Source organism: Sphingobacterium sp., from assembly GCF_032065005.1.
Taxonomy (GTDB): domain Bacteria; phylum Bacteroidota; class Bacteroidia; order Sphingobacteriales; family Sphingobacteriaceae; genus Sphingobacterium.
Map to the genome: position 1 here is coordinate 466,812 of NZ_DAMBMM010000003.1, position 26,635 is coordinate 493,446.

Below are 26,635 nucleotides of genomic sequence, written 5' to 3' on the forward strand. Positions count from 1 at the left end.
CAATTTACAATTGATTAAATATTATAATTAAACTTTCATTGGCCAAATTCTTATATCTATTGTAAAAATACAGATAAATGGATGAATCGGATTTGAACATTAATTTTCAAATTCGGTTAATGCATCCCAGTTATACCTAAGAAATGATTCTGCCTAAAATCTCAATCTCCAATATTACAACCTATCGCTAGTCAAATACTCCTTAATTGCATCAACATAATTCTCAAAAGTCAACAGCCGATGCGTATCATCAATGATTAATTGCTCCACCTCAGGACCTATTTTCATTTTGGAATGATCAATGACTTCATCTCGATTACTCTGAAGAAGAAAGCAATGGTCTATTTCCTTTATTTTTTCCAAAGTCTCTTCAAGTTTCTCCGGAAAGGGAAAATTGGCAATCCTGTTAGAAAAGTCTAATAAGGGATTTAGAAGAACTAATTTAATTTTCACTCCAAAGACTTTTAACCGTTCTCGTAATTGGTAGGCATAATTCCCCCCTGTGGAATCACCTATTAGGACAAGTTCATCTTTGTCTTTGTAAAGTGACCATAAATCAGTCAATAGTCCAGATATATCAGTATCATTCCTCCATTCTACACAAAAACAACTGTGTGTACTTTCAAAGGCATTTTCAATCAGTTTAAATTTTCGAGAATCTTTATTGGATCCCAAGCCATGAAAATATAATAAATCAATCATGAGTATTTTTTTTATAGGTGAATAAATCTTTAATTATACAAAGGGGCAAAACTAATATTAACCAAGGCAAGGCATAGATCAATTGAATTGAAAATTTTATCAATTTATTGACCATTCGAAATATTGAATTATTCATATCAATCAACTTTTAATTCCCCCAGAAGTAGATTAATAGACCATAGAAGAGTATGTTCAATTCTAGCTTTAAATGCCGGTATTTTATTTTAAATGGACCTTTATAAAAACCTTGAAGCGATGTTTTAGAATAGAATTCTATTTTAGGAAAATAACCCTTCGGCTTTCCGTAGGTTATTACAAATAATTCAGTGAGAACTGTATAGACCAATTGAATTAAATTTCCAATAAACCAAATTAGCAGTCGATAATTATCACTTCTATAATATCTTTCCTGCAATGGAAGTAGAATTCTGTCAAGAATAAGTTTAGGAAAAAATTCAAGGAATTTAATCTTATAATAAATGTAGTATGAAATAACCATAGTCGTTTTTTTATACATAATACGACGAGTGGCACAAAAATTTCAATAACAGTGATATTTATTAAGTATTCTTTTGGATAACACGATTAAACAGTGATTAAAATGATAAACAGTTTTTATTAGGATTAGCTCGGTTCCTTTAATCAGCAAGATTCTTCAGCAGTATCAATAAAGCGATCAAGAAGCACAATGGCACAAAATATCTATTATCATTTCTTGAGAATGTCGTGTTTTTCACTTTTTTAAACAGGCCGACATAATTAAAATCACCTATTACACGTAATAAGAACACTCACATTACAATCCAGAGAATACCGGTCGAAATCGTATCAGAAACTAAATCCAGACTTGGTAGGTACAGGAGAAAAATCAAAAACAAGAAACCAAGGCCAACAACAAGGCAAGGCATGAAACCAGGCTCAAACAATAGAGTTCCTTTTTCAGTTACCGGCACGCTTTCCGTTTTACCTACGGTGCCTCCAAAAGCCCAATACAAATGAAAGAGGGAGATAATTAAGAAGATAATGGTTAAGACGATCAATATTATAAAAAGCACGCTTTTCATCCTTATTAAATATAATTAATGCAGTATTAAAGTACGATTTTTTCACTGCATAATTTAAAAGGTTTTGGAAAACAGAAATCACGAAATGCTGAACGAGAATAGGGTTCAGATAAATTGTTAAAGGTTCATAAAATATTTACCCAAGTTTATCCTTATTTATTAATAAATTAGTTCGTCGGTAGACCTTTCACACTATAATTATGAAAACACTAAAAATCACATACACTATTATAGGTTTTGCAGCATTTCTATTAACCCTAATTTCCTGCAAGAAAGATCAAACCGTTCAAGAAACTCCAACAGACCTGATCAGCAAGCTGGAAATCATCAAACTTCAGGCATCCACTGGATTTGGCAATACCGTAGAATTAAAGTATGATGAACAAAGCAGGTTAATTGAATACGGTTTGGAGAAGTTTTCCTATAACGCTCAAGGAAAGGTTGAAAAAAGATCATTAACCGATGAGAACAATAAATTAATCCGTGAGTACGGATATAATTGGGATACAGAGGGTAGATTGACAGAAGTTCGTTTAAACTATTATCAGGACAATCAACCGGCAGCGACAGATATCGCCAAAGACAAACCTGTAATTGCCAAATTTGAATATCTGGGAAATCAACGTAATCCAAGTAAATTGACCTGGAAAACCATCGTGACTGGATACGCTGCGGGGAGAATTACTACAAATTTATCGGCTGAAAAAACCATGAAATATTACTATGAATCCGACAACCTTCAAAAAGCAATATATTCAGGCAGCAATGACTTTTTTCCGAGCACCGGAGGCTCAAATAACTTTGAAGATATTGAAGCCCATATCTTCTTTAAACCTGGAAATAAAGCCCATTTCTTAAATAAATTATATAATCAATTGGGATTCAACCCAATCGAACTATCAGACATCATTACGGCCAAACAACCTATTCAAAGTATCACGTACGTTTTTAAGGAGAAAAACGTAGAAGTCCAACCAGACTGGGAAAAAGCAAGTTATTATGAGCTAGCTTACGATAATCTTTCCCGCCCAACCCTGGTTTCTATCAATCAGAACATCATAGGCCTTTCCAGCATATTCCCTGATTTCAATAAATTAACATTGATCTACAAGATATCATACTAAATTGAAGGCCTCCTTCCCTTTCAAAGAAAATTAATTCCTATTTAATACCAGCTACTAAAATTTTCTCCAAATATCCATACTTTTATCCTATGGCCGAGAAAAACCCTTATCTCATCTATCTGCGCGTCATCGCGACGATATTTGTGGTACTTATTCATGCTTCCACAGGTTTCCTCAATCGCATAGACACTAATGCCTTTGATTGGAATTATGCCAATTGGATCAATGCGGCTACACGATGTTCAGTGCCTATTTTCGTTATTATTTCTGGTACATTATTAATTCCAAAAGATGAAGATACTTGGACCTTTTACAGGAAACGACTTCCTAAAATCATCTATCCCTTTCTTTTCTGGTCGATTATCTACTTGATCTATTATTTCTACCGTTACACGAAATTTGATCAATTATCCAATGAAAAGATATGGTCCATCATTGTAGATAAGCTTTTGCACGGAGCCAATGCACACCTTTGGTATCTCTACATGATCATCGGCGCCTACTTGGCCATTCCATTTTTGAGAAAGATCCTAATCCATTCGACGATTCGGGAAATAGAATGGTTCCTTGTGCTCTGGCTCCTATCCTCTTGCTTCATGAGCAAACCCCTATACGCCTACATGCCGAAATTTGATCTAACTTTCTTTTCTGGCTATATAGGCTATTTGGTATTAGGGTATTACTTCAGCATCAAAACTTTCAAATTCAGCAACAGACAGATAGTTTGGGCCTTAACCTATCTATTGATGGTTGCTATCGCAGGCTTCGGAACCAATCTGCTCAATCAAAACGCAAGCAAACTGAACACCTTTTTCTATAACTACCTTTTCATTACAACAGCATTAGCAGCAGCCGGATTATTCCTGTGGGTAAAGGAAAGCATGCAAAATCTAAAGGTCCCGAATTGGGTATCAATCACCGACAAGTATAGCTTTGGAATTTATCTTGCCCATATCATTCCGCTGAATTACTTCCATCCCCTAATCGCAAAACAGGTGGGAACAGTCTGGCTGATTCCACTAGCAACCATTTGTACCATTATTGCATCTATCCTGATCACCTATATCTTAAGGAAAATCCCATTTGGAAGATACGTAAGCGGCTAGGCAATTTGCAGAAAACTATGCTTTTACAGTAGTAAATGCTAGATGCAATAAGGTAGGATGTTCGGATTCTTCTTTCTCGACCCCATCAATAACCTGATTGAGAAATTCATGATCAGTTAGAAGCTGATATCCTGGAAAAATCCTTAATACATAATCATGGATCAATTTAGCTTCCTCCGGAAATCTGTCCTGGAAACTAACAAATTCTTCCTCCCAAGTATCAATTCTCAAGGTTCGAATAATATAGAAAGGAATAATATAGCTAATGATCAAGGAGTATATCTCATTAGGACTTTCTTCTTTATAAAATGAATAATGATGGCAAAAATAACCAGCAGCAAAGGAATAAGAATGAATATCGGAATTCAACATAATACTGAGATCCTTGTTTACCTTTTGTGCCAATTCTATTCCTTTATGATATCCTTCAGCCAAAACAATCCTATTGTTCTTAAATTCAGCTGATGTTTGGTAACTTTCATCCAGAAAGGGTATTCCGAAAGGATAATACTTCTTTAGCTCCAGTACAATTTCTTCTAAAGTCATATTTGTAATAGCTAATGCATCCTTATTCTTCTTAACCACAGGATTTCTCCTTCCCTAACTACTTTCCATCGTTACGAACACCTTACTGAAATCCCCTTTAGCCAAATCACTTTTATGGATCACAAAAAACAGTTCACCGGCATCGCCCCATTGAAAATTCCCCTTGGAACCTACTAAAAGCAAGATAACCCAATCCTGAGGATCACCTTTCCAGGTCAATGCTGCTTGCAATTCGGGAGATTCATGTTGGGTAAATGCATAGGCATTCATGGCATGGTCAAATCCATGCAGGTCTAGCACTGGTTTTTCAAATGGCTCATACAGGTCATATGTAAAATCATGTTGATCTTTTAAAGATTCCGCTTTCCCTTCAAACAAATAGGTATTGACATAACTGGCATAAAAAGAAGGAGCGGAAACCGTCAGGAATGCATCCGCCTTATTGGCTTGGTATTCCCCGTCCATCAGTTCATAAAAATCTTCCTCCTGAAAATCAAACCTAACTCCAGAAGCCAGCTCCTTATTGTCTTCTACATAAATGACCTTTCCGATATCCTGATCCTCAGAACCAAAAAACTGAAAACTCTTAAAAAAGAAAAACAAAGTCCCTGTACGCGGTAAATAATCCTGGAGTGCGGCAATCTTTTCACAGTTGATTTGCGCGATAAATTCATAGTTTAACTCTTGGTTCCTATAATCAGAAAAGAATTTTGGATAGCTTAGGCTTTCTGGTAAATCTGGTTTTCCACCAAACCGATGATTTCCCACTTCAGCATAATCTTCTTCAGAGTTCAATTTAAAGCCTACAGTTCGCTTTATCAATGATAGCAATGCTTCCTTATGGTCATATAAATCATTGTCCTTTATTATTTTCTCCACTCCAGAAATCAATAGTTTATTATTTTCCGCCTTATACATCGATTCATCCCATTTAATCGATCCTCCTCCATCGGCACCAGGATATGTCGTGTCCAGCAGTCGTTTTTTCTCTTCCATGGTCAGACTCAAGCCTTTAAAGGAATTATAGGCAAAGGGAAGATCTTCCAAGGGATTAAAGCTTGCCTTAATGGTTCTCAGATTAGGCTGTTGAAGTAGCGATTCGGGAAGAGTTTTAAGAAGGTTATTTTCGATGTCCAAATATTCTAACCAAGGCATTTGTATGTCTTCAGGAAGGCTTTCGATCTTATTCTTGCCTAACAGGACATATTCCAGTCTAGGCATTTTCCAGAATCCATCAGGTAGGGTGTTTAGCTCACAGTCAATAATACTCAGTCGATCCAATTGCAATAGATTGGCAAAGGATTCTGGAAGGCTGCTAATCACCGCTTGATTTACGGTTATCTGTTTTAAGTTTTTTAATTCAGCGATTCTTTCTCCAAAATCAGCAAATGGCAATTTAGCCTTATCCCAATAATTCCCAATTCTTTGGATGATTAGGTACTCCAAATTTTCAAACGAATAAATTCTTTCAGGCAAGGTACTGAAGGTTGGATTAGTGATTTCCAGTAGCCGTATGGTTTGAGGATCTGCACCTTCGGTTTCCTCCAAGCTCTTAAATTTATAGTTGTTCCAATCCAAGTTTGCTGGGTCAAACTCCAATGCCGCTTCCAAAGGAAAACTAGGAGAAGGATCACCGTATCGGTTTTTTACATCCCCCTTAATTAAAACCCAACCCTCCTTATATTCAATGGTTCCATAAAAAAACAGCAAATATTCCAGTCCATTCTTACGGAAATAGGTATAATCCTCAGGATTTTTATCCTCTTCATAAGAACATATTCCAGTTGGAACGCCATCCTTAAAAATTTTTGAAGCCTCAAAATCAATTGATATATTCCCATCATCGGAAAAATCACTCAGCAAACCCTTCTTTTTATCTGACTCCACATCCGGACTCAGGATGCTGATCTCTGTATATAAGGTTTTACTTAACTTTCCAATTACCCATTTCGTTTTCTTTGCTTGAATAGCATATACTTGACCATCAATCTTAAAATACGGTTGCTTAATTTGATCGTTTTCCATAGTGAGATTCAATTAGGATATTGTAAACCTAATATAATCAATTTCACTAGAATTTAACCATCACCTTAAAAAACATAAAAAACCCATGAGTAAATTTATTGGTTCGATAATAGTATATATTAAAAACAACAATTTATTTCAATTGAAATTTATTTTTCCTTCAACAAATGAAAGTCACAACCATCACCTCCACCTCTATACTCAAATTGCCTTGACAGCACAATTTCGCAAACATGTACAACTGAAATGCAATATTGGTACTGGATAGGTAATATTGGTAGCAATCTCCGTAATCTGTATACCTAATTAGTAAGCTACTATTAAGAACTTTGTATATATCAAAGGAATACAGATGAAAACAAATATGCTATACTGTTTTATACTAAGCATTTTCCTTGCCTCAATCTCCTGTACAAGAGCTGTTGAGTCAGCGACTTCCAAAAACGAAACTTTCTCAGGAAACCAGGACTCCTTAGGAAATAAAAATATATTGATCGTTTATTTATCAAGAACAAAAAACACAAAGGTCTTGGCAGAAATTATCCAACAAAAAACTGCCGGTAGAATAGTAGCAATTGAAATTGAAACACCTTATCCAGAGCATTATCCAACCATGGTCGATCAGGTGGCTGAAGAAAACAGAACAGGCTATCTACCCCCTCTTAAAACAAAGATCCAAAATCTGGAATCTTACGACATCATTTTTGTAGGTTTTCCAACATGGGGTATGCAGCTTCCCCCTCCAATAAAAAGCTTTCTTTCGAAATACGATTTAAAAGACAAAACTATTATTCCCTTCAACACGAATGCCGGATATGGAATTGGCTCCAGCCTGGCTACTATCAAACAATTAGCTCCAAACAGCAGAATCGTTGATGGATATTCCACTAAAGGTGGTAAAGAACGCGATGGGATTTTCTTCGTCATGGAAGGATCCAAAGCAGAACAGGTTGATAAAGATGTTGAGATTTGGCTGACTAAAATAGGATTAGTTAAATAAAGAATAGATAAAATACATAAAAATGGAACAAATAAAATATCTTATAGTTGCTCTGTTCATGGCAAGTGGAATCATTTCCTCTGCCCAGGACAAATCAAAAAATCCTTATGGATTAGTCTATATAGACGCGATAACTGAAAACCTAAAAGGCCAGGTAAATATTCATCCAGTTACCTATAAGCTGAATGGAAATGACATAGCAGCAAATGTTTATACCCCTGCAGATTATGACAAAACAAAAATATACCCGACGCTTATCATAGCACATCCCAATGGTGGAGTTAAAGAACAGACCGCCGGTCTTTATGCTCAACGCTTAGCAGAGGCAGGTTTTATTACCATCGCCGCTGATGCTTCTTATCAAGGTGCTAGTGGTGGCTTACCCAGACATACCGATAAACCCCAGTTTCGGACAGAAGATATTCATGGCATGGTAGATTACATTGCTAATTATGCTGGAGTAGACACTGATCGTCTTGCAGCATTGGGTATATGTGGCGGGGGTGGATATACCATGAAGGCTGCCCAATCGGACAAACGCCTTCGTGCAGTTGCTACCTTGAGTATGTTCAATTCGGGTGAAGTAAGGCGAAATGGTTTTCAAAACTCCCAAATTGGAACCATTGAGCAGCGTTTGAAACAGGCATCAGAAGCTCGGGCTCAGGAAGCATCAGGTGGAGAGATCAAATACTCCGGTGTCGCTAGCATTAGCGATGAAGAAATCGCCAAGACAACTACAGATTTATACCGCGAAGGTTTTGAATACTATTACAGATCTCATGCACACCCCAATTCAACTTTTCTGTACACGACCAGTAGCTTGATGGACTTGATGACCTGGGACGCAACGGATGGTATAGAATTGATAGACCAGCCTCTTCTCATGATCGCTGGTAGTAAGGCAGATACCAAGTATATGACTGATGAAGCTTTTTCAAAAGCCAAGAATGCTGGCAACAAAGAACTTTTTGTGCTGGAGGGAGCTACGCATATCGAAACGTATTGGAAAAAAGAATACGTTTCACAGGCTGTAAACAAGCTTGTAGAATTTTACGGTAAAAACCTGAAATAGACACTAAATATTATTTACTATGAAAAAATTATTGATCGCCCTTTGCATTCTATTCGGAATCCAAACGGCATTTTCCCAAACCAATGATGATTCAGAAATCATTAAACTTTCAAAAGATAAATGGCAATGGATGGCAGATAAGAATGTCGACATCTTGGACAGCTTATTTCATGAAAAATCCATGTTCATCCATATGGGCGGTTCATGGGGTAAACAGCAGGAACTTGATGTCATCAAAAGTGGAGGCATCTGGTACAAAAAAGCAGACATACATGAAGTAACTGTCAACTTCATTGGCAATACAGCTATTTTACTAAATCGCATTGATCTATTAGCAGTTGTCGGTGGGAACGAAGTGACCAACCCTTTCATGGTGACCGAGGTCTATTTGAAAGTAGATAATAAATGGAAACTAGGCTCCCTATCATTCAGTAGATTACTCAGCCCCGGAAACAGATAAATTAAATTAGAACTATGAAAAGGATAGCATTTTTTGGTCTTTTACTGATGTATGGTTTACTATCAATCGCTCAACCAAACAAGACATCAAAAGCTTCAATGCTTGGGCCAAAGGTCCAAATAGTTTCCGGAATTGTACAGGGAATCAGTGATGGGAAAGTGGATGCCTTTAAAGGTATTCCTTATGCGGCAGCGCCGATTGGCCCACTCCGCTGGCGTGCACCACAGCCTGCAGTTAATTGGAAAGGGGTTCGAGATGCCAGTAAATTCTGTGCGGATTGCGCTCAGGCCAGTTGGCCAAGATCCAATTCCAATGCAAAAATTCGAGAAAACACTTCGGAAGACTGTCTTTTCATCAATATATGGCGACCTTCAGAAGTGAAAAACAAGAATAAGATCCCAGTAATGGTCTGGATATATGGTGGTGCCTTTGTTGGCGGTGGCAGCTCTTCCCCCAATACCTCTGGAGAGCAATTCGCAGAGAAGGGAGTAATCTTAGTGAGCTTCAATTATCGCTTAGGAAGACTCGGACATTTTGCCTTTCCAGCCCTGTCTGAAGAAAACCCTAACGAACCTAAGGGAAGCTATGCATTTATGGATCAGATAGCCGCCCTGCACTGGATAAAGGAAAATATAGAATCTTTTGGTGGAGATCCTGGTAATGTGACGATATTTGGTGAGTCTGCGGGTGGCGTGTCTGTGCATTCGCTGTTGACAATACCTTCAGCACAGGGTTTATTCCACAAAGCAATTATCGAATCTGGTGGAGGACGTGACGGTGTACTTACTGGCAGACCCATTAGGGAAGAAAATGTAGATCCTTATTACCCAGTTTCCGCAGAAACGATCGGGATCAACTTTGCTCGCAAACATGGAATACAAGGAACAGATGCCTTGGCGTTAACTAAATTACGTGAACTACCTGTTGAAGTTATTGTGGACAATGGATTAGAAAGCGATCCCAAAGATGGATCTATCATCTATCCAGGTCCGATACTTGATGGAGGATTGGTTGTTGAGTCTGCTGAAACCGCATATAAAAATGGAAGGCAGCCTGACATTCCCATCATAATTGGTTCAAATAGCGCTGAAGTCTCCTCAGGTTTTGTCAATGCACAATCAAAGGAAGAACTCTTTGCTCAATTCGCACCTTATGAAAAAGAAGCAAAAAATGCTTTTGACCAAAATGGAAATAAAGCCTTTTCCGATATCCTCAACATGGTAAATACCGATAAGGTATGGGCAGAACCTGCCCGCCTGACTGCTAGAGCATTTTCCCAAAAAGGAACAGATTCATATATCTATCTTTTCGATTATGTGCAAAATGCTTTTGAGAAGCAATTTGAGTTAGGGGCCCCGCATGCTACTGAAATACCTTATGTATTCAACACCCTTTCTTCTAGACCTGATAATCAACTAACCGAAAGAGACTTAAAGGTAGCTTCTCTAATGAATACTTATTGGGCAAACTTCGCAAAAACAGGAAATCCTAATGCAGACGGCCTCCCTCTTTGGGAAAAATACAACAAAGAAAACGACATTTTACTTGAAATACGTCGCGATGGTACTGCAATCTCCTCCCCCGATCCAAAAAAAGCTAGATTGGACGTTATCGAAAAAGCGACCAAAAACTTAAAATAATCATGAAAAAACAAAAGATCACTATAACGATATTAATGACAATATTTTGCTTGTTTGGGATAAAAAATGCACATTCAAGCCCAGGAACAGATTCACTAAGTAATAAAGAGAGAAACTTTGTTGCTATTGCCGCAACCACCGCCAAAGGTGATCTTTCCAAATTACAGGTGGAACTGAACAATGGTTTGAATGCTGGTTTAACTATTAACCAAACAAAGGAAGCTATCATACACCTCTATGCCTATGCAGGTTTTCCACGCAGTATCCGAGGATTGCAAACTTTAATGTCTGTAATAGATGATCGAAAAGGGCAACAGATCAATGATGCTATTGGAGCTGACGCTTCAAAAATCAATGAAGAGGATAGCAAATATCAACGTGGAAAAGAAATACTGGAACAGTTAACTGGAATTCCTGAAAACGACAAGAAAACAGGCTATGCAGCTTTTGCCCCGACAATAGAAGTATTTTTAAAAGAACACTTATTTGCTGACATATTTGAACGCGATATCCTAACCTACGCCGAACGAGAACTGGTAACAGTTTCTGTACTGGCGAGCATTGGAGGCGTTGAACCTATGTTAAAGTCTCATCTCAATATTTGTTTAAATGTTGGGTTAACTGAAAAACAATTGCGTGAGTTTATTACTATTATTAATGATAAGATAGGCAAGAGTGAAGCAGAAAGTGCAAAGAAAGTATTGGAAGAGGTTTTAGCTTCACGTAACCAGAAAAATTAGTCACACAAGATCATTCTTACTTTTTGAAAATCAAGCAAATGCACCTTAAGCATAATACTTTTTAGAGTCTGAATGACAACCAATTTCAAGTAAACTAAGTTGTGGACCTATAATATAAAATCATTTAAAAAATTAGCACTATGAACATAAAAAATAAAACCCTCCTCTTTCTTTCTGGCATGTTGGCACTATCATGTAGCCAACATCAATCTGAAGCCCTGAAAAAGGAGGCATCACAGGAACTGATCTTTGCCAAAGGAGAAAAGATCACGAATGATAACTTTACAGGTACAGCTTGGTTAAATAATCTGGTTAATGCGGACAGTGTCAACCAAAATGCGGTTGGAAGTGTAACGTTTGAACCTGGAGCCAGGACCAAATGGCACTCCCACCCTGCCGGACAGATTATTCTGGCATTGGATGGTGTCGGCTACTATCAGGAAGAGGGAAAGGAAAAAGTAATCGTTAGAAAAGGTGAAGTCATAAAATGTCCAATTGACGTTCCTCATTGGCATGGCGCAAGTGCTGATACGGCATTTGTTCAGATTGCGATAACAGGCAGAGAAAAAGGAGAAACCGTATGGCTAAAGCCAGTAACAGATGAAGAATACAACCGTTAACATAAATTTGCAAAAATGAAAAAATCAATCATAATTGTCGGGATAGCAGCATTATCATGCTCAATTTCCGGAAAATTAAATGCCCAATCCCAATCAACAAAACAACCCATTGTCCTCACGGACCAAGGAAGCTTTACAGTTGGAGGCACTGTCATAAAGACCCCTGGTACTTATGACCCAATTAAACGTACGGCAGAAGGACAGACCTTTCATGGTGACCATGCTTATGTCTTTTATCAGATTCCCCAACAGGCCAAAAAGCTGCCCCTCATATTTTGGCATGGAATCGGTCAGTTCTCAAAAACCTGGGAAACCACTCCTGATGGTAGAGATGGATTTCAAAATATATTTTTGAGACGAAATTACGGCGTTTACTTATTAGATCAGCCTAGAAGAGGAAATGCTGGACGTAGCACGGAGCCTTCAACAATTGACCCTACTCCTGATGAACAGACCTGGTTCGGTACGTTTCGAATTGGGGTTTGGCCAAATTACTTTCCAGGGGTACAGTTTTCAAATGATCCTGAAACCCTGAATCAATACTTCCGTTCCATGACCCCAAATATTGGCCCTATTAATATAAATCTCAACGTCAAGGCAGTTTCAGCACTTTTTGAAAAGATAGGTCCGGCCATTCTAGTGACACATTCTCACTCCGGTGGAATGGGCTGGTTAACGGCCATAGTTCAAGGAAATGTGAAAGCAATCGTATCATATGAACCTGGTAGCGGTTTTGTATTTCCAGAGGGTGAAGTACCACAACCCATCGAAAGCTCCTCAGGACCATTAGAAGCAGTTGCAATCAAAAAAGAAGAGTTCTTGAAATTAACCAAACTCCCTATCGTCATCTATTACGGTGATAATATTCCGTCTAAACTGGACAATGACAATCCAGGTGCAGATGGTTGGAGAGCTCGACTGGAAATGGCTCGGATTTGGGCAAAGACCATCAACAAATATGGTGGTGATGCCACCGTTGTACATCTACCCGAAGTAGGAATAAAAGGCAACACACATTTTCCATTCTCAGACCTAAATAATATGGAAATTGCTGATTTAATGGAAAATTGGATCAATAAAAAAGGAATTTTGAAATAGGAATAGTTTGAATAATTAGAATTCTAAACCATAAATTAAGCAAACCTTTTTCTTGCTTTCGGAATATACAATAATCAATTCTTTGATGAAATAAGATTTTGGCTCTTCATATTATTTGGAGAGCCTTTTCATTTTTTTAAGTTCTCTGGATTCCAAAAAATTCTGGCTAGGCCCTTAACAAATTAGGAACCATCTTTTTACAAACATTTTAACCAAAGATTAAACCAAAAAAAGAAAAAGAACTAAAAAACACGCATTGACTACTGCAAACCCAACCTTACAATTATTTCATAATCCCTTAACTCACAATTGTCATTTTCCTTAATCTGCCTCTCTAAATTCATATAAACAAAAACTAATTGATTATGAAAACTTTATTTTTTTGCAGCCTTTTTCTGCTATTTTCTTCTTATGTCTCAGCACAAGAAGACTCTGAAAAAGTCGAAATCGCCATTATCAACGATTCTACGACATTAAAAATTCAAGATACCCTAATCGTTAATATTCCTACATCCTATGAATTTACAACGATTGAAGAACAGAAAAGGAATATTGGTCTGGGTAGGCTCAAGCAAATTGGGGATATAGGAGGAGCGCTGGGTTATGGTGTAGCCATGATGGGCACAGATCTATCTTCACTCGAGTCGGGCATTAAAATAGTAGGTGCTTCCAGCATCATAACATCAGCAGGAATGGCCTCAGATGCCATTGATGATTTAAATGTGTCAAAGAAATCTAAGAGTATTATTGGCAAAAAACTTATCATTACAGAAATCCATAAATATCCGATAAGTGCTATTGATCACGCTTATTTTGCCATAACAAAAATGCTAAAGTCGAAGAAAAAATACAAGATCTATCTTGTACCTGCACTATATTCCAAAGAAGTGATAACCATGCCTGAACTGAGGAGATTAACCCAATAAATTATTCTCCATTTATCGGCAGTAAGATTGTATTGGACAATCATCGATTTCCAATACAATCTTTATGAGCAAATTATTCCCTAACCAGATTCAGCTTATCTGGAAGGCTTGTTTTTGAAACTTCATCTAAAATAATCTCATCATCTGAAACGAAGGTCACACCATAAATAGCTTCCAGCCCAGTAGATCGCAAAGTCAATAAATAATCCCCATAGCTATAATTGCCCTTTAGACTCATGGGTTTAGGGACCTCCACGCCCATTTCAAAGGATTGGTCACTTTTCAGGTTAATAAAAACCGCTGGTTTATCATTGTCTATCACCCAACGGCCAACAATATTTTCCAGGTGCAATTCCGGCTCTTCAGAACAGCTTATCACACTCAAGGAAACCAACAATGCTATTAAAATTCTTTTCATGATTTTTGGATCTTATTTCTTTAAATAGTCAGGGTCAAAAATAAATTTAATTAATTATAATTATCAAATATTATTTCAAATACTATATAAAAGCAACAGCTTGAGCTAAGCTTGTAAAGGAATTTTCTTTAGTTCTCCTTGAACAATTCTTCTGTCAGGATATTGTTATCCTTTTGAATTTTATAGAAAACCTTTTCAATTTTTTTCAACAGGCTTATTAGCTTTTTAATATTCTTGTCCTCGCAATCCTCGAAATGCAATAATTCAAAATCATAAGAATCGCCATTCTCAAAAGCAGACATAATATTTTTCATCTCTCCCCTTGAGGCTAAATTCAATACTTCGGCAAATAAATAGCCTCGAGAGTCGACAAGAACCTCTAAACTTTTAATAACTGTTTCTCTATAATCACTCATATTATTTATTTATTATTTTCAAACCCCTGTTTAATATTCTTAAGAACTTTTTCCTTTAAATGAAAGGGTTCAATGATTTGTACGAACTGGATAAAAGACATTATTTTGTTGATTAAATCATTAGTGACTATTATTTGGAATTCAAATTCCACATATTTAGAATTTTCACTCAAGACTTTTTGTGAATAATGCCAAGGGATTGATTTAATATAACCTGCCATCCCTGAATCGACCCTTAAAATGATAATTTCTGATTGCTGCCCGGCCATTCCCGTCTCAATGCCCAAAGTATCTTCCCACAATTTGGTACATTCAGCAACCGGAAAACGACTTTTTAGTCTTTTAAACTTTATTTCAAGATTGTCCATTCTATCAAGACCATAAACCCTCAATTTCTCCTTTTGCATATCTTCAGCTAATAAATACCATCTTCTATTTTGTAATTTCAAAAGAATAGGTATTACCTCACGAATGCTTATGGATGTTTCTGAATATTTTAAATATTCAAATCGAAGACTGAAGGAATTATCGATTGCTTCCATAATATCAGTCAAATGTACTGCACCTAAGCCTTCATCTTCATTCGTAATTAAGTGAGCACGTTTCTCAGATTTACCGAACCTAAGGACCAATACACCTAAGGCATTCAAACATTGTTTGGCATGTTCCCGATTTAATACTTCATAGGCAAGCAAAACTTGGTTATACTTTATTTCCACGGCAAACAAGTCGTATATGGCTTTAATGTCTCTTTGAAAGGTCCTAATATGATAATCCTCCGCAGAATCATCCCCTTTATCCATTATTCTATTTTTAACACTATTCCAATCCTTCGGCTTTATGATTAGATATGAAATAATATGATAATGCCGTAATAGTTTGTCTTTGTAGCTCATCAGAAAAAATTTGATAATGCAATAGTAAAAATTACTAACGACAAAAAGTGTCGCTAACAAGATTAATATTGCATCAACAAACAAATGATTATTTAATTTATATTAGAACCATGAATACAATTACACGTTTACCACAAGTTTTAAATGGAAGAGAAATTTTCTCAAAAGTTGTTCCTACAGTCAATACCTTAAAAAATCTGTTCAAAAGCCTTGAAACAAATGGTTGGGATATTAATTCGCTAAAAACGTGGGAAAAACCAATTTTTAAAGCTTATAAATTGGAATGCATTCTTTCTAGTCTTCGGATTGCTGATGAAAATGATCGATCGAAATTAATTAAACAACACCTAATAAAACAGGATAGTCGCGATCTTGGAGCTCATCCAATTTGTATTTATCTATTGGCATACTTCTTTCAAGAAAGTAAGTCAAATGAATTTAAAGAATTTGAAAAATTTGTTCAAGACAATGGGATTTCAAGCAAGAAATTATCCGCTCAGGCAATTTGGTCTGTAGGCACAAATGATGGTAAATTCTTAGGGATTTTTGATGAAAATCTAAAAGTGATTGACTGGGATTTTTTTATTTCTTGGATTAACCACAAAAATATTGAGGATTTTCAGCCAGAACCTTTAGTCGAAAAGAAAGTAAAGAAAACATTAAACGGAAAAGGTGAAATAAGCCATAGAATACATTTTCTAAATAGCCCAATTGAGGCCAAGGTATTTAAAGGACCAAACTCCCTTTCTTGGAGCCAATTTGTTCACGGTAAAGGGATAATAGATGAAGATTTGTTGAATAGAAATTTCTATCGAGATGAGTTATTGGCTTTTTGTTCTGATAAATCTAATTCGGACATGCTAACGCTCCTAGCTATTCTTTCTTGGGGAGGTATGAATAGAGAACATGGGAAAAACTTATTCAATAATACAGATCCAATTTTGGATATTGTCTCTAAACTAAGGAATTCACATTTTAAAACTCGGTCCGAGGCTTTCAACTATATTCAAGAGAAACGGAAATCTAAACAATTACCCGGTCTTGGAATAGGTTACTTCACAAAATTGATTTGTTTTCTGGCCCCTGAATTAAAGGGCTATATCATGGACCAATGGGTAGCAAAATCAATTAACCTGATTGCAGAAAAGAATATTGTCCACATTAACAAAAGTCATTGGGTAACGGATGAAAACAATGGAGATGCATATGAAAGTTTTTGTGATGAAGTGGACAAAATTGGAGCCCAATTAAATTTAAGCGGTTATAAGGCTGAAGAAAAATTATTTTCGATTGGTGGGAAAAATAAAGGTGCTTGGCGAAAGTATGTCATTGAAAATTATGTGATTTAATGTTGACCCTCCTAAAATACAGAGCCCTAATGACAATTCATTAGGGCTTTTCGCTTTTTATAGCATATCACCATTATTTTGATTACACTAATTATTTCAAGCCTCATACCTTCCAATCATATTTTTCAAAATATTTAGCATTTCCAACCTTAAGGATTGAGGTTCAATAACGACCAATTGTTCTCTATTGGACAAAAGTGCCTGAATAAAATCGTAGGTAGGCCGAATAAATACTTCAAAATCCGTATAGCCATCACCTTCTTCCAACATTTCTTGGGAATGGTGTAATGGGACATCCTTTAGATAGGCATTCTGAGGCCAAAATGCCCTAATTTTGATGAGTTCAGGTTCACCTTCATTAATTACACCATAACTATGTACGAAATAATCTTTGGGGTTTATTTTAATATTTTTCTTTACAATTTTTGAATCTTTTCCAGATTCTATTTTTAATCCTTGAATTCTTTCAAAGGCATATACCCTTTCTTTGTTATCTGCGCAGTTCACACCGACGACATACCAACGCTGACCACACAATCGAACAAAAACCGGATAAAAAGTCACCTCTTTTGCCTCCTTATAATGGGACTTATAAATCATTCGCATGATTTTTTTGCTTTCAATACATTCTAGTATAGGTTCCAAAAGATCGGCTGAAGGTGGTGCAGGATCCATCACCACTATGGATTTGTCCCTAATTTCTCTAGATAGATTCCCTAATCGGAAACTTGTCAGTTCCCAACTTAAAAACCGATCATTTAAGATTTCTTCTTTGTTTTCTATCTCATACCGATTGCCTAAACTTCTATTACATTTTATTTGGACCTGATATTGTGATTCAGCCATTCTCCTATACCTATTGAAAGTTCTTTCGGATAACTCAATCTGCTCAGGGTTACAACTAGCATACAACCATTTCGATTGTATTTCCTGTAGATTCAACGGCTTTCTCTGCAAGATATCCAGCAACCAAAGACAAAATTTACTTTTATGATTCACGTTATGCTATTTAAATAATCCGATGATAAATCCACTGATATCCCTACTGGCGTTAAACATCAGCTTTACTGCCAAAATTCCTACAATCAATAAGACGATATTAAATGCCCATGCCCAGTCGGTATATAAAAATATATCTTCATGTCCCAAAGACCCATAAATGATCAATAATAAATAAATCGCTGGACCAATAGAACCACTGATCATTAAAATGAAGATTATTACCGTCAATATTTTACCCATGACCTTATTTTATGATAAATAAAATAATATGTTTGACCATGGCCTGTGTAAAAATAAAAGCCAAATAGGCAATTATCAATATGACCAGTCCTACAACAATTGCCGAATATTCTATGGAATAGTGCTGGTATAAAGCATACCAATATAGCGCAACCCAATACCCAGGAATTAAGCAGAGCAGTAAAGCAGCATAGGTAGCAATGGTTTCTTTTTCTTTGGCAGCTGTTCCTACTTCTACTTCATTAACCTCAGTTTCATTTTTTTCAATTTTTGTCTGTTCCATTTTTTAATTGATTTGATAATGGTCCAAACATAAAACACAAAACCGCCAAAAGTTGGCGGTTCAAATTGCTTAAACCAGATTCGAATATTTTCAACACGACTGAAAAATATAAAAGGTATTTGAACGCTCATTACGGAATACCGTAAGAACGGAATCTTTCATTCCTTTTTCCCTCTTTACTGGTACGATTTTCGCTCCACACTGCCTAGTCACACTATATTATTATTATGAAAAGGAAAATTTTATTTGGAGCTGTATTAGCTTTTTTTACACTATTAAATTTAGGTTGTAGTAAAGATGAGGGCGTTTCTGGAGAATTAGGAAACAATTATCTAAAAGTCAAGGTTGATGGCGTTGAAAAAATCTTCGCTAATGTGAGTGCCAATTGGGTTGAAGGAGGGAATTATCTGATGATAACCGCGATGGACCAAGGTAAAGAGTCCCTAATGATCAATGTGATGTCTGATGCCACTCGAGTACCTGCGGGCGAATATCATTTAGACGATGAATCAGGTTTTAAATTGTTGATAGCTCATAATACCACAAATGAATCAGGACAAGTGAATTCAACCGCAACTGATGATACCGTGGCTCCCGAAGATTCATTTGACCTAAAAATTGACAAGATCAACAACAATGAGGTTGAGGGAACTTTTTCTGGCGTTTTAGTGCGTACCCAAGGCTTAGTGACCTTAGCTACACTTAAACTGACGGAAGGCTCTTTTAAAACTTCAATAAAGCCTAATTAATAATTAGCGGCTTATCAAAATATCATCATGGTCGGAAAAATTCTGACCATTTTTTTTGATCAAATTTGACCTTTCCCTCTTAACTTCCTTTTACCCTTGTTCGAGACATATTCGGAAATTTCAAAATATGCCTCGAATGAGACCAAAATAAGGTCCGAAGGAATTGATAAAATTTTGTCCAAAAATTAGATAGTTCATTCCATAAATTTCCAGCTTTTGCCATTCTAACAACCCTAAAAAACACTATTATCTTAAACGACCCATTTAACGGGAAAATATTATTAACAGGAACAAAAAAGATACTCTAATAAATCAATAAATACTTCGCTAAGTATTCTTTTCACTGTAGTAAATTAACTAATATTGCCAAAATTATCTCTACATGAATAAAAAAACATTTTTTATATCATTGCTTACCTTGTGCACAATGAATGCTTTAGCACAGCACCGAAAATTAGCCTTCTTTGAGCTGGGAGGATCAAGCATATTTGGATCTGCTAATTACGACATGAGGTTTTCAAGGAATGTCAATGATGGATGGGGAGCAAGGCTAGGCTTCGGTGGAACTTTTGGCGCATTTGACACCGACAGAATCTTCACGGCACCCATAGGGATAAACTATATCTATGGAAAGGGCAAAAACGGTCTGCTGATTGGTGCAAATTCTGTTTTTGCATTTAATGGAGAAGTTGAAAAGAAACCCAATGACTTCAAATCTGTTATTTTTTCGGCTGATATCGGTTACAGATATTTTCCCAAGGATAATGGATTGAGCTTTCAGGCAACCTATACACCTTTATTCAATACCATTGATGGAAACATGCCTTTCTGGATCGGAGCTGGAATTGGATATTCCTGGAAATAATGGAATGAAGATTTAGAGTTCTTCAACCGAAGATCAGCTACATACTCTTGTCCTGACGAAGGACGGATCTAGGGACTATACCTGCTTATTACCTAATCAGAAAAAAAAACATTGGTGAACTGTTCCTGCACCTGAGGTGCAGGACGACAGGATCGTAGGGAGGAGAACCGTACAGATTCTTCACTAATCGTTCAGAATCAAAATCCGCTAAAGAGGGATTCAGAGTGAAACGAAGAATCTATTTCTTGTTTTTTTAGGATTTTTGTCATCTTGAGCACAGCGAAAGAACTGTTTTCTTCCTTCAAAAAGATTTATTGAAAAATATTTCTCCCCCGCTAGGGGTTGCCCACTACACACATCCAATTTCTACAAAGATTTCACCCCCGCTAGGGGTTGCCCACTACACACATCCAATTTCTACAAAGATTCCACCCCCGCTAGGGGTTTCTCTATATCAACAAACATCAATCCTTACAAAGAAATCCCTTTATAAAATATCTCCTTTCCTTAGCGGAAAAACGGAAAGAATGCAGTAGGCTTGCGATTCCTCATTCGTAACAATTCTATTCACTTAACAATTTCATAATCAATTCTCTCGAATTTATCTCTCCCAATGGGGTAAATTAGGTAAACCTAAACAAACCCAACATCTCATGGATAACCGCAGAGAATTTTTAAGGAAAGTAATTATGCTTTCAGGGGCGACAGGAATGGTGAATGTAATTCCTTCCGCTATTCAAAAAGCAATGGCCATCGATCCCGACCCTGGGAGTACCTTTCTAGATGCTGAGCACATTGTGATATTAATGCAGGAAAACCGCTCTTTTGACCATGCCTTCGGCTCTCTTTCTGGGGTTAGAGGTTTCAATGATCCGAGAGCAGTATTGCTTCCAAACAAAAATCCTGTTTGGTTCCAAACAGACCTCGCAGGTAAAACCTATGCTCCTTTTCGTTTGAATATCAAAGAAAGTAAAAGTACATGGATCGGGGATCTACCACATTCTAGAGCAAGTCAGGTCGATGCCTATAATCTTGGGAAATATGACAAGTGGTTGCCCTCTAAACGATCCAGCAACAAGAAATATGCAGATATGCCTTTGACTTTAGGCCATTACAATCGTGAGGACCTCTCCTTCAATTATGCCATGGCAGATGCCTTCACCATTTGTGACCAAAACTTCTGTTCGGCCATGACCAGTACAACCCCCAACCGTTCTTTTTTCTGGACTGGAAAAATCATGAGTACCCAAGACGGCTTGCCAAAGGCAAACATCCGGAATGAGGACTATTCCTATGGACAGGAGACCTGGAAAACATTCCCTGAATTACTAGAAGACAATGGCATTTCTTGGGGCTTTTATCAAAATGAATTGAGCAGTGTCGGTGGATTTAAAGGAGAAGAGCGATCTTGGCTCAGTAATTTCGGATGTAACCTGCTTGAATTTTTTGAAGCTTATCAGGTAAAATTCAATGATCGCTATATAGTAGGCCTTAAAAACAGGATAGAAACCCTACCAGGTGAAATCAATAAACTCCAGGAAGAAAGTCCCTCTTCCCAAGAACGGGCAAAGAAAGTTCAAGCCAGCATCCGAGATAAGCAAAAAGCATTGGATGATGCCATAGCAGAATTGGAAAAATGGAGCAAAACTAATTTTGAAAAACTGACTCCAAAACAGAAAAGTCTATATAAACGTGCATTTATTACCAATGAAGGTGATCCTGATTATAGGAACCTTGATACATTGACCTATCAGGACAAGGATACCCAAAGAGAACTAGCGGTGCCAAAAGGGAATTTACTTTATCAGTTCCAAGAGGATGTCCAAGCTGGAAAATTACCTACAGTTTCTTGGCTGGCCGGACCACAGAATTTTTCGGATCATCCTAGTGCTCCTTGGTATGGGGCTTGGTATGTTTCTGAGATCTTGGATATTTTGACCAAGAACCCTGAAGTATGGAAGAAAACCATTTTTATTGTCACTTACGATGAAAATGATGGATATTATGATCACATTCCTCCTTTTAGCATTCCTGACAATAACAAACCCGAAACGGGTAAAGTTTCCAAAGGGATTGAAACTGAAGAGGAATTCGTTAGGTTGAGCAATGAATTAAAACAAGGGATTCCAGAGAAACAAGCAAGAGAGGGAGCGGTAGGCTTAGGGTTTCGAGTTCCCATGATCATTGCATCACCATGGAGCCGTGGCGGAAAGGTATGTTCGCAGCTGTTTGATCACACCTCGACCCTACAATTTCTGGAGCATTTTGTTAATAAGAAATTCAATAAAAACATTCATTTCGATAATATAGGTAACTGGAGGAGAACGGTTTGTGGAAATTTAACCTCAGCTTTCTCCCCTTTCAATACTAAAGAGAAAAGCATCAGTTTCATAAATCGCAATCCATTTATTGAAAGCATATACAGTGCGAAATTCAAAGAAGATCCAGGGAACTTCCATGAGATCAGCGATCAAGATATCCAAGAAGCTCTTAAAACGGGAAATTATTCCAAATTGATGTCCCAACAAGAACCTGGAAAAAGAATATCAACAGCTCTGCCCTACCAGTTAAACGCTGACCTTGAATTACTGGATAATCGGCGAATCCGCATAAGCATGAAGGCTGACAATAAAATATTTGGCGATCATGCTGCCGGTTCAGCATTTACTGTATATGCTCCGGATAGTTTTACACAAAAAGGAAAGCAAGAAAGATGTAGAAACTGGTTTTTTGCTGTTAAAGCTGGCGATGAAATCCAATATGAGTGGCCTATCTCAGCTTTTGATTCAGGTAAATACTACTTACATTTACATGGTCCAAATGGATTTTTTAGGGAATTCGCCGGTACGGCAGAAGATCCCAAAATTCAAGTCCAAGTTTCAGGAGAATTGAAACGAATGACTAAAGCAGCAACTGAAAATATTAGCCTAAGGATAAAGAACAAAGGTTCTTCAACTTTACAGATTAGTGTGAAAGATATGAGCTATAAAAAAGGCGTCCTATTTGAAAGGAATATTCAGGCGAGCGCAGAGGAGAATTTGAGCATCGATTTGACTGGTAGTTCAGGCTGGTATGATTTCGTTTTAACTATACAAGGAAATAAAGATTTTTATCAAAGATTTGCTGGAAGAGTGGAAACCGGCAAAGAGAGCATAACAGATCCGTTGATCAATCGGGTATGATAAATTAAGAAAGGCGTTTCTGTCATGGAAAAGCCTTTCTTAATCTCCCTCTATTTCATCATGGATTCTATCATCAAGGTCAACATCTGTTCATTTTCTGCATCAACGGTAAAATCTGAATAGACGATCCTCCCCTGCTGATCGATGATAAAATTAGTCGGTGCAGCGACTATTTGATAATCTTTTTTGATTTCTTTACTTGCTCCCAAAGGGGTAAAACTAAAGCCTGTATTTTCTAAAAAGGATTTGATGAGCTTATCCTGTTCCCTATAGATATTGACTCCTAGGTATTGAAATTTATCACGATCGAAGCCTTTGATTGCATTTTCAAAGTGCGGCATCTCTCCTCTGCAGGGTCCACAGGCAGGATACCAAAAAGTCAATAAAGTCACTTTCCCTATTAGATCTTCAAGGGTGACTTTCTTTTCGGAGTCAAATGAATCAAGTGAAAAAGGCTTGGCATTTTCTGCCTGCTTCATGACATGCTGATAAACATCTTTATCCACTACCTGATTGCTCTTGTTCAATTTCGCTCCATACATATAAAGGGCTTCCTGACTGGCTAAGGAAGGTTTATGCGCCTGAAGAATAATCAAACTATCATATGCTGCTTGGGTCTCTTTGTTCGCATCTAAAGCCAAAGCCTTCTTCAGCATCAGTAAGCTCCCTAAATCATTACCATTCAAAGTTCTATATTGAATGTTGATGATCTGTCCTTTTGCTTCTGCAAATTGACTAGCATTCATATTTGCTTCAAATTTTTTGAGGTTTTGCGCTAGGGTGAGCTTTTCTCCTAATCCTAAATCAGCTTCTCCCTTATCCTTAAATTTTGTTGCTAGATCAATAGCCTTATCGTATTGTTCAGTCTTAATATAAGAATCCACCAGTCGCACCACCGCTACCAAGAAAACCAGACTTTCATTGTCCGGAAACAATTTCAACATGCGTTCACCGGACTGGATCTTATCAGCATCATTTTTTAATACGATTCCAGCAATATTAAATATGGTAATGGCTTGTTCGGAGTCAGGGTATTTATCGATAAATTCATTGGCCTTTACCTTAAACTCATCTGGATCATCAGAAAACAGGAACACATACCTGGCCTTTAGATCAAGGCTTTCTGGATTAGCTTGAATAGCTTGTTGTATATACCTGATTTCATCTTCTTTGTTTCCTTTGAAGGCTGCATCGCTTGCCAGATTTTCCCAGTTCTCTACATTTTTTGGGTCAATTTCTGCCGCCTTCAATAAGTATTGCTTTCTTTTGGGATTGAAATCGCCTAATTTATTGGCAATAGCTATCGGAAAAGTTGCAGAATTTGGGAATTTAGCTATTAATTTGATGTACTCATTTTCTGCCTGTTCAGGCTTAGCAAATCCCGCAAGATACTCTTCATGCAGCTCCATACTATCAGGATGAGCAAGTACCGCAGCGCGAAGATCAGCCATTTCCTTGGCAGAATATAAATACTCCTCTCCGGTTTGGGCATTTAGCTTTGCCAAACCTGCCATGAATACAATGAATAGGCAAGTGCTTTGAATAAGTTTGATTTTCATAATAAATCCGATTTCTAGTATTTATTCTGTTCAATTTTTCCATTACTAGCTTCTATATCCGAAACCGGAATCGGCGCTGCCCATCTTCTTGAGTCCTTGGATAACGTATAATCCTGTTTTGCCTGATCATCATTGACAACCGAATTATTATACGGATAGAAGGATTTTTTCATTATGATATCATCTGAAGAAATTTCATTGTGATTATATCGACGGACATCAATCCATCTTTGGGAAAAAGGCATTTCACGTCTCCTTTCTTCAGAAACCTTTTTAATGGCATCTTCCTTATTTGAAGCTGTTAAGTTGACCCAAGGTCCCGCCAACATTCTTTTAGAGCGTAAAGTATTTAACGTTTCCATGGCAGCAGCTGAATTACCTAAATGAGCTTGGGCTTCTGCTTTTGTCAATAGCACTTCAGCAACCGTTGGACCTGATGGGATACGATCTTTATAGAAGAAAACATAGCCCGGATAATCATAGGATGGCTTTATCATCCCTCTATCATAGGAGTAACCTTTTACGATATTAAATTTATACCGCAAGTCATTCTTTTGATCATACAAAGCTAAAAGATTGGGACTAGGCACATACCAGAAACTGGGATTGGAGAGCATCCTGAAATAAATAAACTCCTTCCATCCGATCATATCGGTATATTCCTCTTGGTTATTATGGGTATAGGGATATTGAATGGTAAATGATTTCTGGTTTGCCGCTCCGGCATCTAGCGTGACCGTTTTAGGTATTCCAAATCGCATTTGGGAATTATAATCGACAAGGGTACTGTAACCCGATAAAGCATCATTGGCATATTGCAGGGATTTGGCATAATCATTCCTGTTTAACCAATACCTCGCTGCAAAGGCATTTACTGCAGTCTTATTGGCTCGCCAATGCACTGCTCTCCCACTTTGGAGCAATGGCGTATTGATCTTTAAGGCCTCAGCAAGATCACTTTCAATCTGCGCATAGGTATTTGCCAAAGATTGACGCTCGCTATTTTCTTCAAAACTGATGGTCAATTTTATAGGCAATCCGAGTTCATTTGCATTGGCCTCCGTATAAGGTAAGCAATAGGTATTTGCCAATTGCCATAAACTATAAGCTCTGATAAAATGAGCTTCGGCTTTCATGTTGTTTTTCTGCTCAGCAGTTCCACCCGAAACTTGGTCCAGATAGGTCAAAACGGTATTTGCATAAAAAATCTTTTTATACTCAGCTGTCCAGAAATCATCACCCGTGTTTGTTGGCAAAAACTTGCTATCCCAAAGACCGTATTTAACTGCTGTGATGGATACAACCGAAGGATCAGCATCATAAATGGCCGTACTTAAGAAATAATCATCAGAACTAAAGACCGCAGTCATGTTTAAATCTTCAGCAAATACCTCGCTATAGTTATTCAACAACTGGTTCAACTGATCAAAGGTCTTGATTTCCAATTCCGAGGTTTTGCTTGGAGGTTCATTCAAGAAATCATCGATTTTACTACATGAAGCCAATAACACGGAAGATATGATCGATATCGCTAATATTCTTTTTTTCATTTT

General features: G+C 37.2%; 25 protein-coding genes and 1 pseudogene. 14 read left to right on the plus strand and 12 right to left on the minus strand.

Going from position 1 to position 26,635, the window contains the following annotated elements:
* Positions 1–174 precede the first annotated feature (174 nt).
* Positions 175–702 carry a YqiA/YcfP family alpha/beta fold hydrolase gene (locus RT138_RS07220; protein WP_313190119.1) on the minus strand — a complete coding sequence of 176 codons (528 nt, stop codon included), beginning with the start codon at positions 700–702 and terminating at the stop codon, positions 175–177.
* A 638-nt stretch (positions 703–1,340) separates the two neighbouring features.
* Positions 1,341–1,766: pseudogene (locus RT138_RS07225) on the minus strand (DUF3995 domain-containing protein).
* A 200-nt stretch (positions 1,767–1,966) separates the two neighbouring features.
* On the opposite strand from RT138_RS07225, the gene RT138_RS07230 reads away from it, so the two are divergent.
* Together RT138_RS07230 and RT138_RS07235 are read left to right on the plus strand one after the other, a co-directional pair.
* Positions 1,967–2,890, plus strand: a complete 924-nt coding sequence (locus RT138_RS07230) for a hypothetical protein (RefSeq protein ID WP_313190120.1) — start codon at positions 1,967–1,969, stop codon at positions 2,888–2,890.
* A gap of 89 nt (positions 2,891–2,979) precedes the next feature.
* Entirely contained in the window at positions 2,980–3,996 is a 1,017-nt protein-coding gene (locus tag RT138_RS07235) for an acyltransferase (protein ID WP_313190121.1), read from the plus strand.
* 15 nt (positions 3,997–4,011) lie between these two features.
* Here RT138_RS07235 and RT138_RS07240 read toward each other — a convergent pair whose 3' ends face one another.
* Positions 4,012–4,542: a hypothetical protein gene (locus RT138_RS07240; RefSeq protein ID WP_313190122.1), complete on the minus strand. Its 531-nt coding sequence runs from the start codon at positions 4,540–4,542 to the stop codon at positions 4,012–4,014.
* A 54-nt stretch (positions 4,543–4,596) separates the two neighbouring features.
* Complete coding sequence (locus RT138_RS07245) at positions 4,597–6,567, minus strand: DUF1963 domain-containing protein (RefSeq protein WP_313190123.1); 1,971 nt, start codon at positions 6,565–6,567, stop codon at positions 4,597–4,599.
* Between the two features lie 490 nt (positions 6,568–7,057).
* On the opposite strand from RT138_RS07245, the gene RT138_RS07250 reads away from it, so the two are divergent.
* From RT138_RS07250 to RT138_RS07285, 8 genes are all read left to right on the plus strand, one after another.
* Entirely contained in the window at positions 7,058–7,567 is a 510-nt protein-coding gene (locus RT138_RS07250) for a flavodoxin (RefSeq protein WP_313190124.1), read from the plus strand.
* A gap of 22 nt (positions 7,568–7,589) precedes the next feature.
* A complete protein-coding gene (locus RT138_RS07255; RefSeq protein WP_313190125.1) occupies positions 7,590–8,639 on the plus strand; it encodes an alpha/beta hydrolase in 1,050 nt (349 codons plus the stop codon).
* A 19-nt stretch (positions 8,640–8,658) separates the two neighbouring features.
* The gene (locus tag RT138_RS07260; protein ID WP_313190126.1) at positions 8,659–9,099 is read left to right on the plus strand and encodes a nuclear transport factor 2 family protein; all 441 of its coding nucleotides are present in this window, start codon (positions 8,659–8,661) and stop codon (positions 9,097–9,099) included.
* 14 nt (positions 9,100–9,113) lie between these two features.
* Positions 9,114–10,739: a carboxylesterase/lipase family protein gene (locus tag RT138_RS07265; RefSeq protein ID WP_313190127.1), complete on the plus strand. Its 1,626-nt coding sequence runs from the start codon at positions 9,114–9,116 to the stop codon at positions 10,737–10,739.
* Positions 10,740–10,741: 2 nt separating this feature from the next.
* The gene (locus tag RT138_RS07270) at positions 10,742–11,479 is read left to right on the plus strand and encodes a carboxymuconolactone decarboxylase family protein (protein WP_313190128.1); all 738 of its coding nucleotides are present in this window, start codon (positions 10,742–10,744) and stop codon (positions 11,477–11,479) included.
* Positions 11,480–11,619: 140 nt separating this feature from the next.
* Positions 11,620–12,099 (plus strand): cupin domain-containing protein, encoded by a 480-nt coding sequence (locus tag RT138_RS07275; protein ID WP_313190129.1) that lies wholly within the window; start codon positions 11,620–11,622, stop codon positions 12,097–12,099.
* A 15-nt stretch (positions 12,100–12,114) separates the two neighbouring features.
* Positions 12,115–13,197 carry an alpha/beta fold hydrolase gene (locus RT138_RS07280; RefSeq protein ID WP_313190130.1) on the plus strand — a complete coding sequence of 361 codons (1,083 nt, stop codon included), beginning with the start codon at positions 12,115–12,117 and terminating at the stop codon, positions 13,195–13,197.
* Positions 13,198–13,562: 365 nt separating this feature from the next.
* The gene (locus tag RT138_RS07285) at positions 13,563–14,123 is read left to right on the plus strand and encodes a hypothetical protein (protein WP_313190131.1); all 561 of its coding nucleotides are present in this window, start codon (positions 13,563–13,565) and stop codon (positions 14,121–14,123) included.
* A gap of 73 nt (positions 14,124–14,196) precedes the next feature.
* Here the strand turns inward: RT138_RS07285 and RT138_RS07290 are convergent, their stop codons facing one another.
* From RT138_RS07290 to RT138_RS07300, 3 genes are all read right to left on the minus strand, one after another.
* Positions 14,197–14,541 (minus strand): hypothetical protein, encoded by a 345-nt coding sequence (locus RT138_RS07290; protein ID WP_313190132.1) that lies wholly within the window; start codon positions 14,539–14,541, stop codon positions 14,197–14,199.
* A gap of 128 nt (positions 14,542–14,669) precedes the next feature.
* Positions 14,670–14,957 carry a hypothetical protein gene (locus RT138_RS07295; protein WP_185217009.1) on the minus strand — a complete coding sequence of 96 codons (288 nt, stop codon included), beginning with the start codon at positions 14,955–14,957 and terminating at the stop codon, positions 14,670–14,672.
* Positions 14,958–14,962: 5 nt separating this feature from the next.
* Positions 14,963–15,853 (minus strand): WYL domain-containing protein, encoded by an 891-nt coding sequence (locus RT138_RS07300; protein WP_313190133.1) that lies wholly within the window; start codon positions 15,851–15,853, stop codon positions 14,963–14,965.
* A 110-nt stretch (positions 15,854–15,963) separates the two neighbouring features.
* Between RT138_RS07300 and RT138_RS07305 the strand changes: the two genes are divergently transcribed.
* The gene (locus RT138_RS07305) at positions 15,964–17,202 is read left to right on the plus strand and encodes a hypothetical protein (RefSeq protein WP_313190134.1); all 1,239 of its coding nucleotides are present in this window, start codon (positions 15,964–15,966) and stop codon (positions 17,200–17,202) included.
* Between the two features lie 96 nt (positions 17,203–17,298).
* Here RT138_RS07305 and RT138_RS07310 read toward each other — a convergent pair whose 3' ends face one another.
* The 3 genes from RT138_RS07310 to RT138_RS07320 form a co-directional block, all read right to left on the minus strand.
* Positions 17,299–18,048, minus strand: coding sequence for a WYL domain-containing protein (locus tag RT138_RS07310; RefSeq protein ID WP_313190135.1), 750 nt, complete (start codon positions 18,046–18,048; stop codon positions 17,299–17,301).
* Between the two features lie 159 nt (positions 18,049–18,207).
* Complete coding sequence (locus tag RT138_RS07315) at positions 18,208–18,444, minus strand: hypothetical protein (RefSeq protein ID WP_313190136.1); 237 nt, start codon at positions 18,442–18,444, stop codon at positions 18,208–18,210.
* Positions 18,445–18,448: 4 nt separating this feature from the next.
* Positions 18,449–18,727: a hypothetical protein gene (locus RT138_RS07320; RefSeq protein WP_313190137.1), complete on the minus strand. Its 279-nt coding sequence runs from the start codon at positions 18,725–18,727 to the stop codon at positions 18,449–18,451.
* A 227-nt stretch (positions 18,728–18,954) separates the two neighbouring features.
* On the opposite strand from RT138_RS07320, the gene RT138_RS07325 reads away from it, so the two are divergent.
* From RT138_RS07325 to RT138_RS07335, 3 genes are all read left to right on the plus strand, one after another.
* A complete protein-coding gene (locus RT138_RS07325; protein ID WP_313190138.1) occupies positions 18,955–19,476 on the plus strand; it encodes a hypothetical protein in 522 nt (173 codons plus the stop codon).
* A 427-nt stretch (positions 19,477–19,903) separates the two neighbouring features.
* Entirely contained in the window at positions 19,904–20,341 is a 438-nt protein-coding gene (locus RT138_RS07330) for a hypothetical protein (protein WP_313190139.1), read from the plus strand.
* Between the two features lie 653 nt (positions 20,342–20,994).
* Complete coding sequence (locus RT138_RS07335) at positions 20,995–23,523, plus strand: phosphocholine-specific phospholipase C (protein WP_313190140.1); 2,529 nt, start codon at positions 20,995–20,997, stop codon at positions 23,521–23,523.
* Positions 23,524–23,573: 50 nt separating this feature from the next.
* On the opposite strand, the gene RT138_RS07340 is transcribed toward RT138_RS07335, so the two are convergent.
* On the minus strand, positions 23,574–25,082 hold the full coding sequence (locus RT138_RS07340; RefSeq protein ID WP_313190141.1) for a redoxin domain-containing protein: 1,509 nt from the start codon (positions 25,080–25,082) through the stop codon (positions 23,574–23,576).
* 14 nt (positions 25,083–25,096) lie between these two features.
* Entirely contained in the window at positions 25,097–26,632 is a 1,536-nt protein-coding gene (locus RT138_RS07345) for a RagB/SusD family nutrient uptake outer membrane protein (protein WP_313190142.1), read from the minus strand.
* Positions 26,633–26,635 lie beyond the last annotated feature (3 nt).

Bases quoted from the DNA above. Each gene is read 5' to 3' on its own strand.
- RT138_RS07220 (WP_313190119.1), bottom strand. From the start codon at position 702: ATGATTGATTTATTATATTTTCATGGCTTGGGATCCAATAAAGATTCT.
- RT138_RS07295 (WP_185217009.1), bottom strand. From the start codon at position 14,957: ATGAGTGATTATAGAGAAACAGTTATTAAAAGTTTAGAGGTTCTTGTC.
- RT138_RS07345 (WP_313190142.1), bottom strand. From the start codon at position 26,632: ATGAAAAAAAGAATATTAGCGATATCGATCATATCTTCCGTGTTATTG.
- RT138_RS07305 (WP_313190134.1), top strand. From the start codon at position 15,964: ATGAATACAATTACACGTTTACCACAAGTTTTAAATGGAAGAGAAATT.
- RT138_RS07255 (WP_313190125.1), top strand. From the start codon at position 7,590: ATGGAACAAATAAAATATCTTATAGTTGCTCTGTTCATGGCAAGTGGA.
- RT138_RS07335 (WP_313190140.1), top strand. From the start codon at position 20,995: ATGGATAACCGCAGAGAATTTTTAAGGAAAGTAATTATGCTTTCAGGG.
- RT138_RS07280 (WP_313190130.1), top strand. From the start codon at position 12,115: ATGAAAAAATCAATCATAATTGTCGGGATAGCAGCATTATCATGCTCA.
- RT138_RS07330 (WP_313190139.1), top strand. From the start codon at position 19,904: ATGAATGCTTTAGCACAGCACCGAAAATTAGCCTTCTTTGAGCTGGGA.
- RT138_RS07290 (WP_313190132.1), bottom strand. From the start codon at position 14,541: ATGAAAAGAATTTTAATAGCATTGTTGGTTTCCTTGAGTGTGATAAGC.
- RT138_RS07320 (WP_313190137.1), bottom strand. From the start codon at position 18,727: ATGGAACAGACAAAAATTGAAAAAAATGAAACTGAGGTTAATGAAGTA.
- RT138_RS07310 (WP_313190135.1), bottom strand. From the start codon at position 18,048: ATGGCTGAATCACAATATCAGGTCCAAATAAAATGTAATAGAAGTTTA.
- RT138_RS07230 (WP_313190120.1), top strand. From the start codon at position 1,967: ATGAAAACACTAAAAATCACATACACTATTATAGGTTTTGCAGCATTT.
- RT138_RS07245 (WP_313190123.1), bottom strand. From the start codon at position 6,567: ATGGAAAACGATCAAATTAAGCAACCGTATTTTAAGATTGATGGTCAA.
- RT138_RS07340 (WP_313190141.1), bottom strand. From the start codon at position 25,082: ATGAAAATCAAACTTATTCAAAGCACTTGCCTATTCATTGTATTCATG.
- RT138_RS07285 (WP_313190131.1), top strand. From the start codon at position 13,563: ATGAAAACTTTATTTTTTTGCAGCCTTTTTCTGCTATTTTCTTCTTAT.
- RT138_RS07275 (WP_313190129.1), top strand. From the start codon at position 11,620: ATGAACATAAAAAATAAAACCCTCCTCTTTCTTTCTGGCATGTTGGCA.
- RT138_RS07315 (WP_313190136.1), bottom strand. From the start codon at position 18,444: ATGGGTAAAATATTGACGGTAATAATCTTCATTTTAATGATCAGTGGT.
- RT138_RS07235 (WP_313190121.1), top strand. From the start codon at position 2,980: ATGGCCGAGAAAAACCCTTATCTCATCTATCTGCGCGTCATCGCGACG.
- RT138_RS07260 (WP_313190126.1), top strand. From the start codon at position 8,659: ATGAAAAAATTATTGATCGCCCTTTGCATTCTATTCGGAATCCAAACG.
- RT138_RS07300 (WP_313190133.1), bottom strand. From the start codon at position 15,853: ATGAGCTACAAAGACAAACTATTACGGCATTATCATATTATTTCATAT.
- RT138_RS07270 (WP_313190128.1), top strand. From the start codon at position 10,742: ATGAAAAAACAAAAGATCACTATAACGATATTAATGACAATATTTTGC.
- RT138_RS07265 (WP_313190127.1), top strand. From the start codon at position 9,114: ATGAAAAGGATAGCATTTTTTGGTCTTTTACTGATGTATGGTTTACTA.
- RT138_RS07325 (WP_313190138.1), top strand. From the start codon at position 18,955: ATGAAAAGGAAAATTTTATTTGGAGCTGTATTAGCTTTTTTTACACTA.
- RT138_RS07240 (WP_313190122.1), bottom strand. From the start codon at position 4,542: ATGACTTTAGAAGAAATTGTACTGGAGCTAAAGAAGTATTATCCTTTC.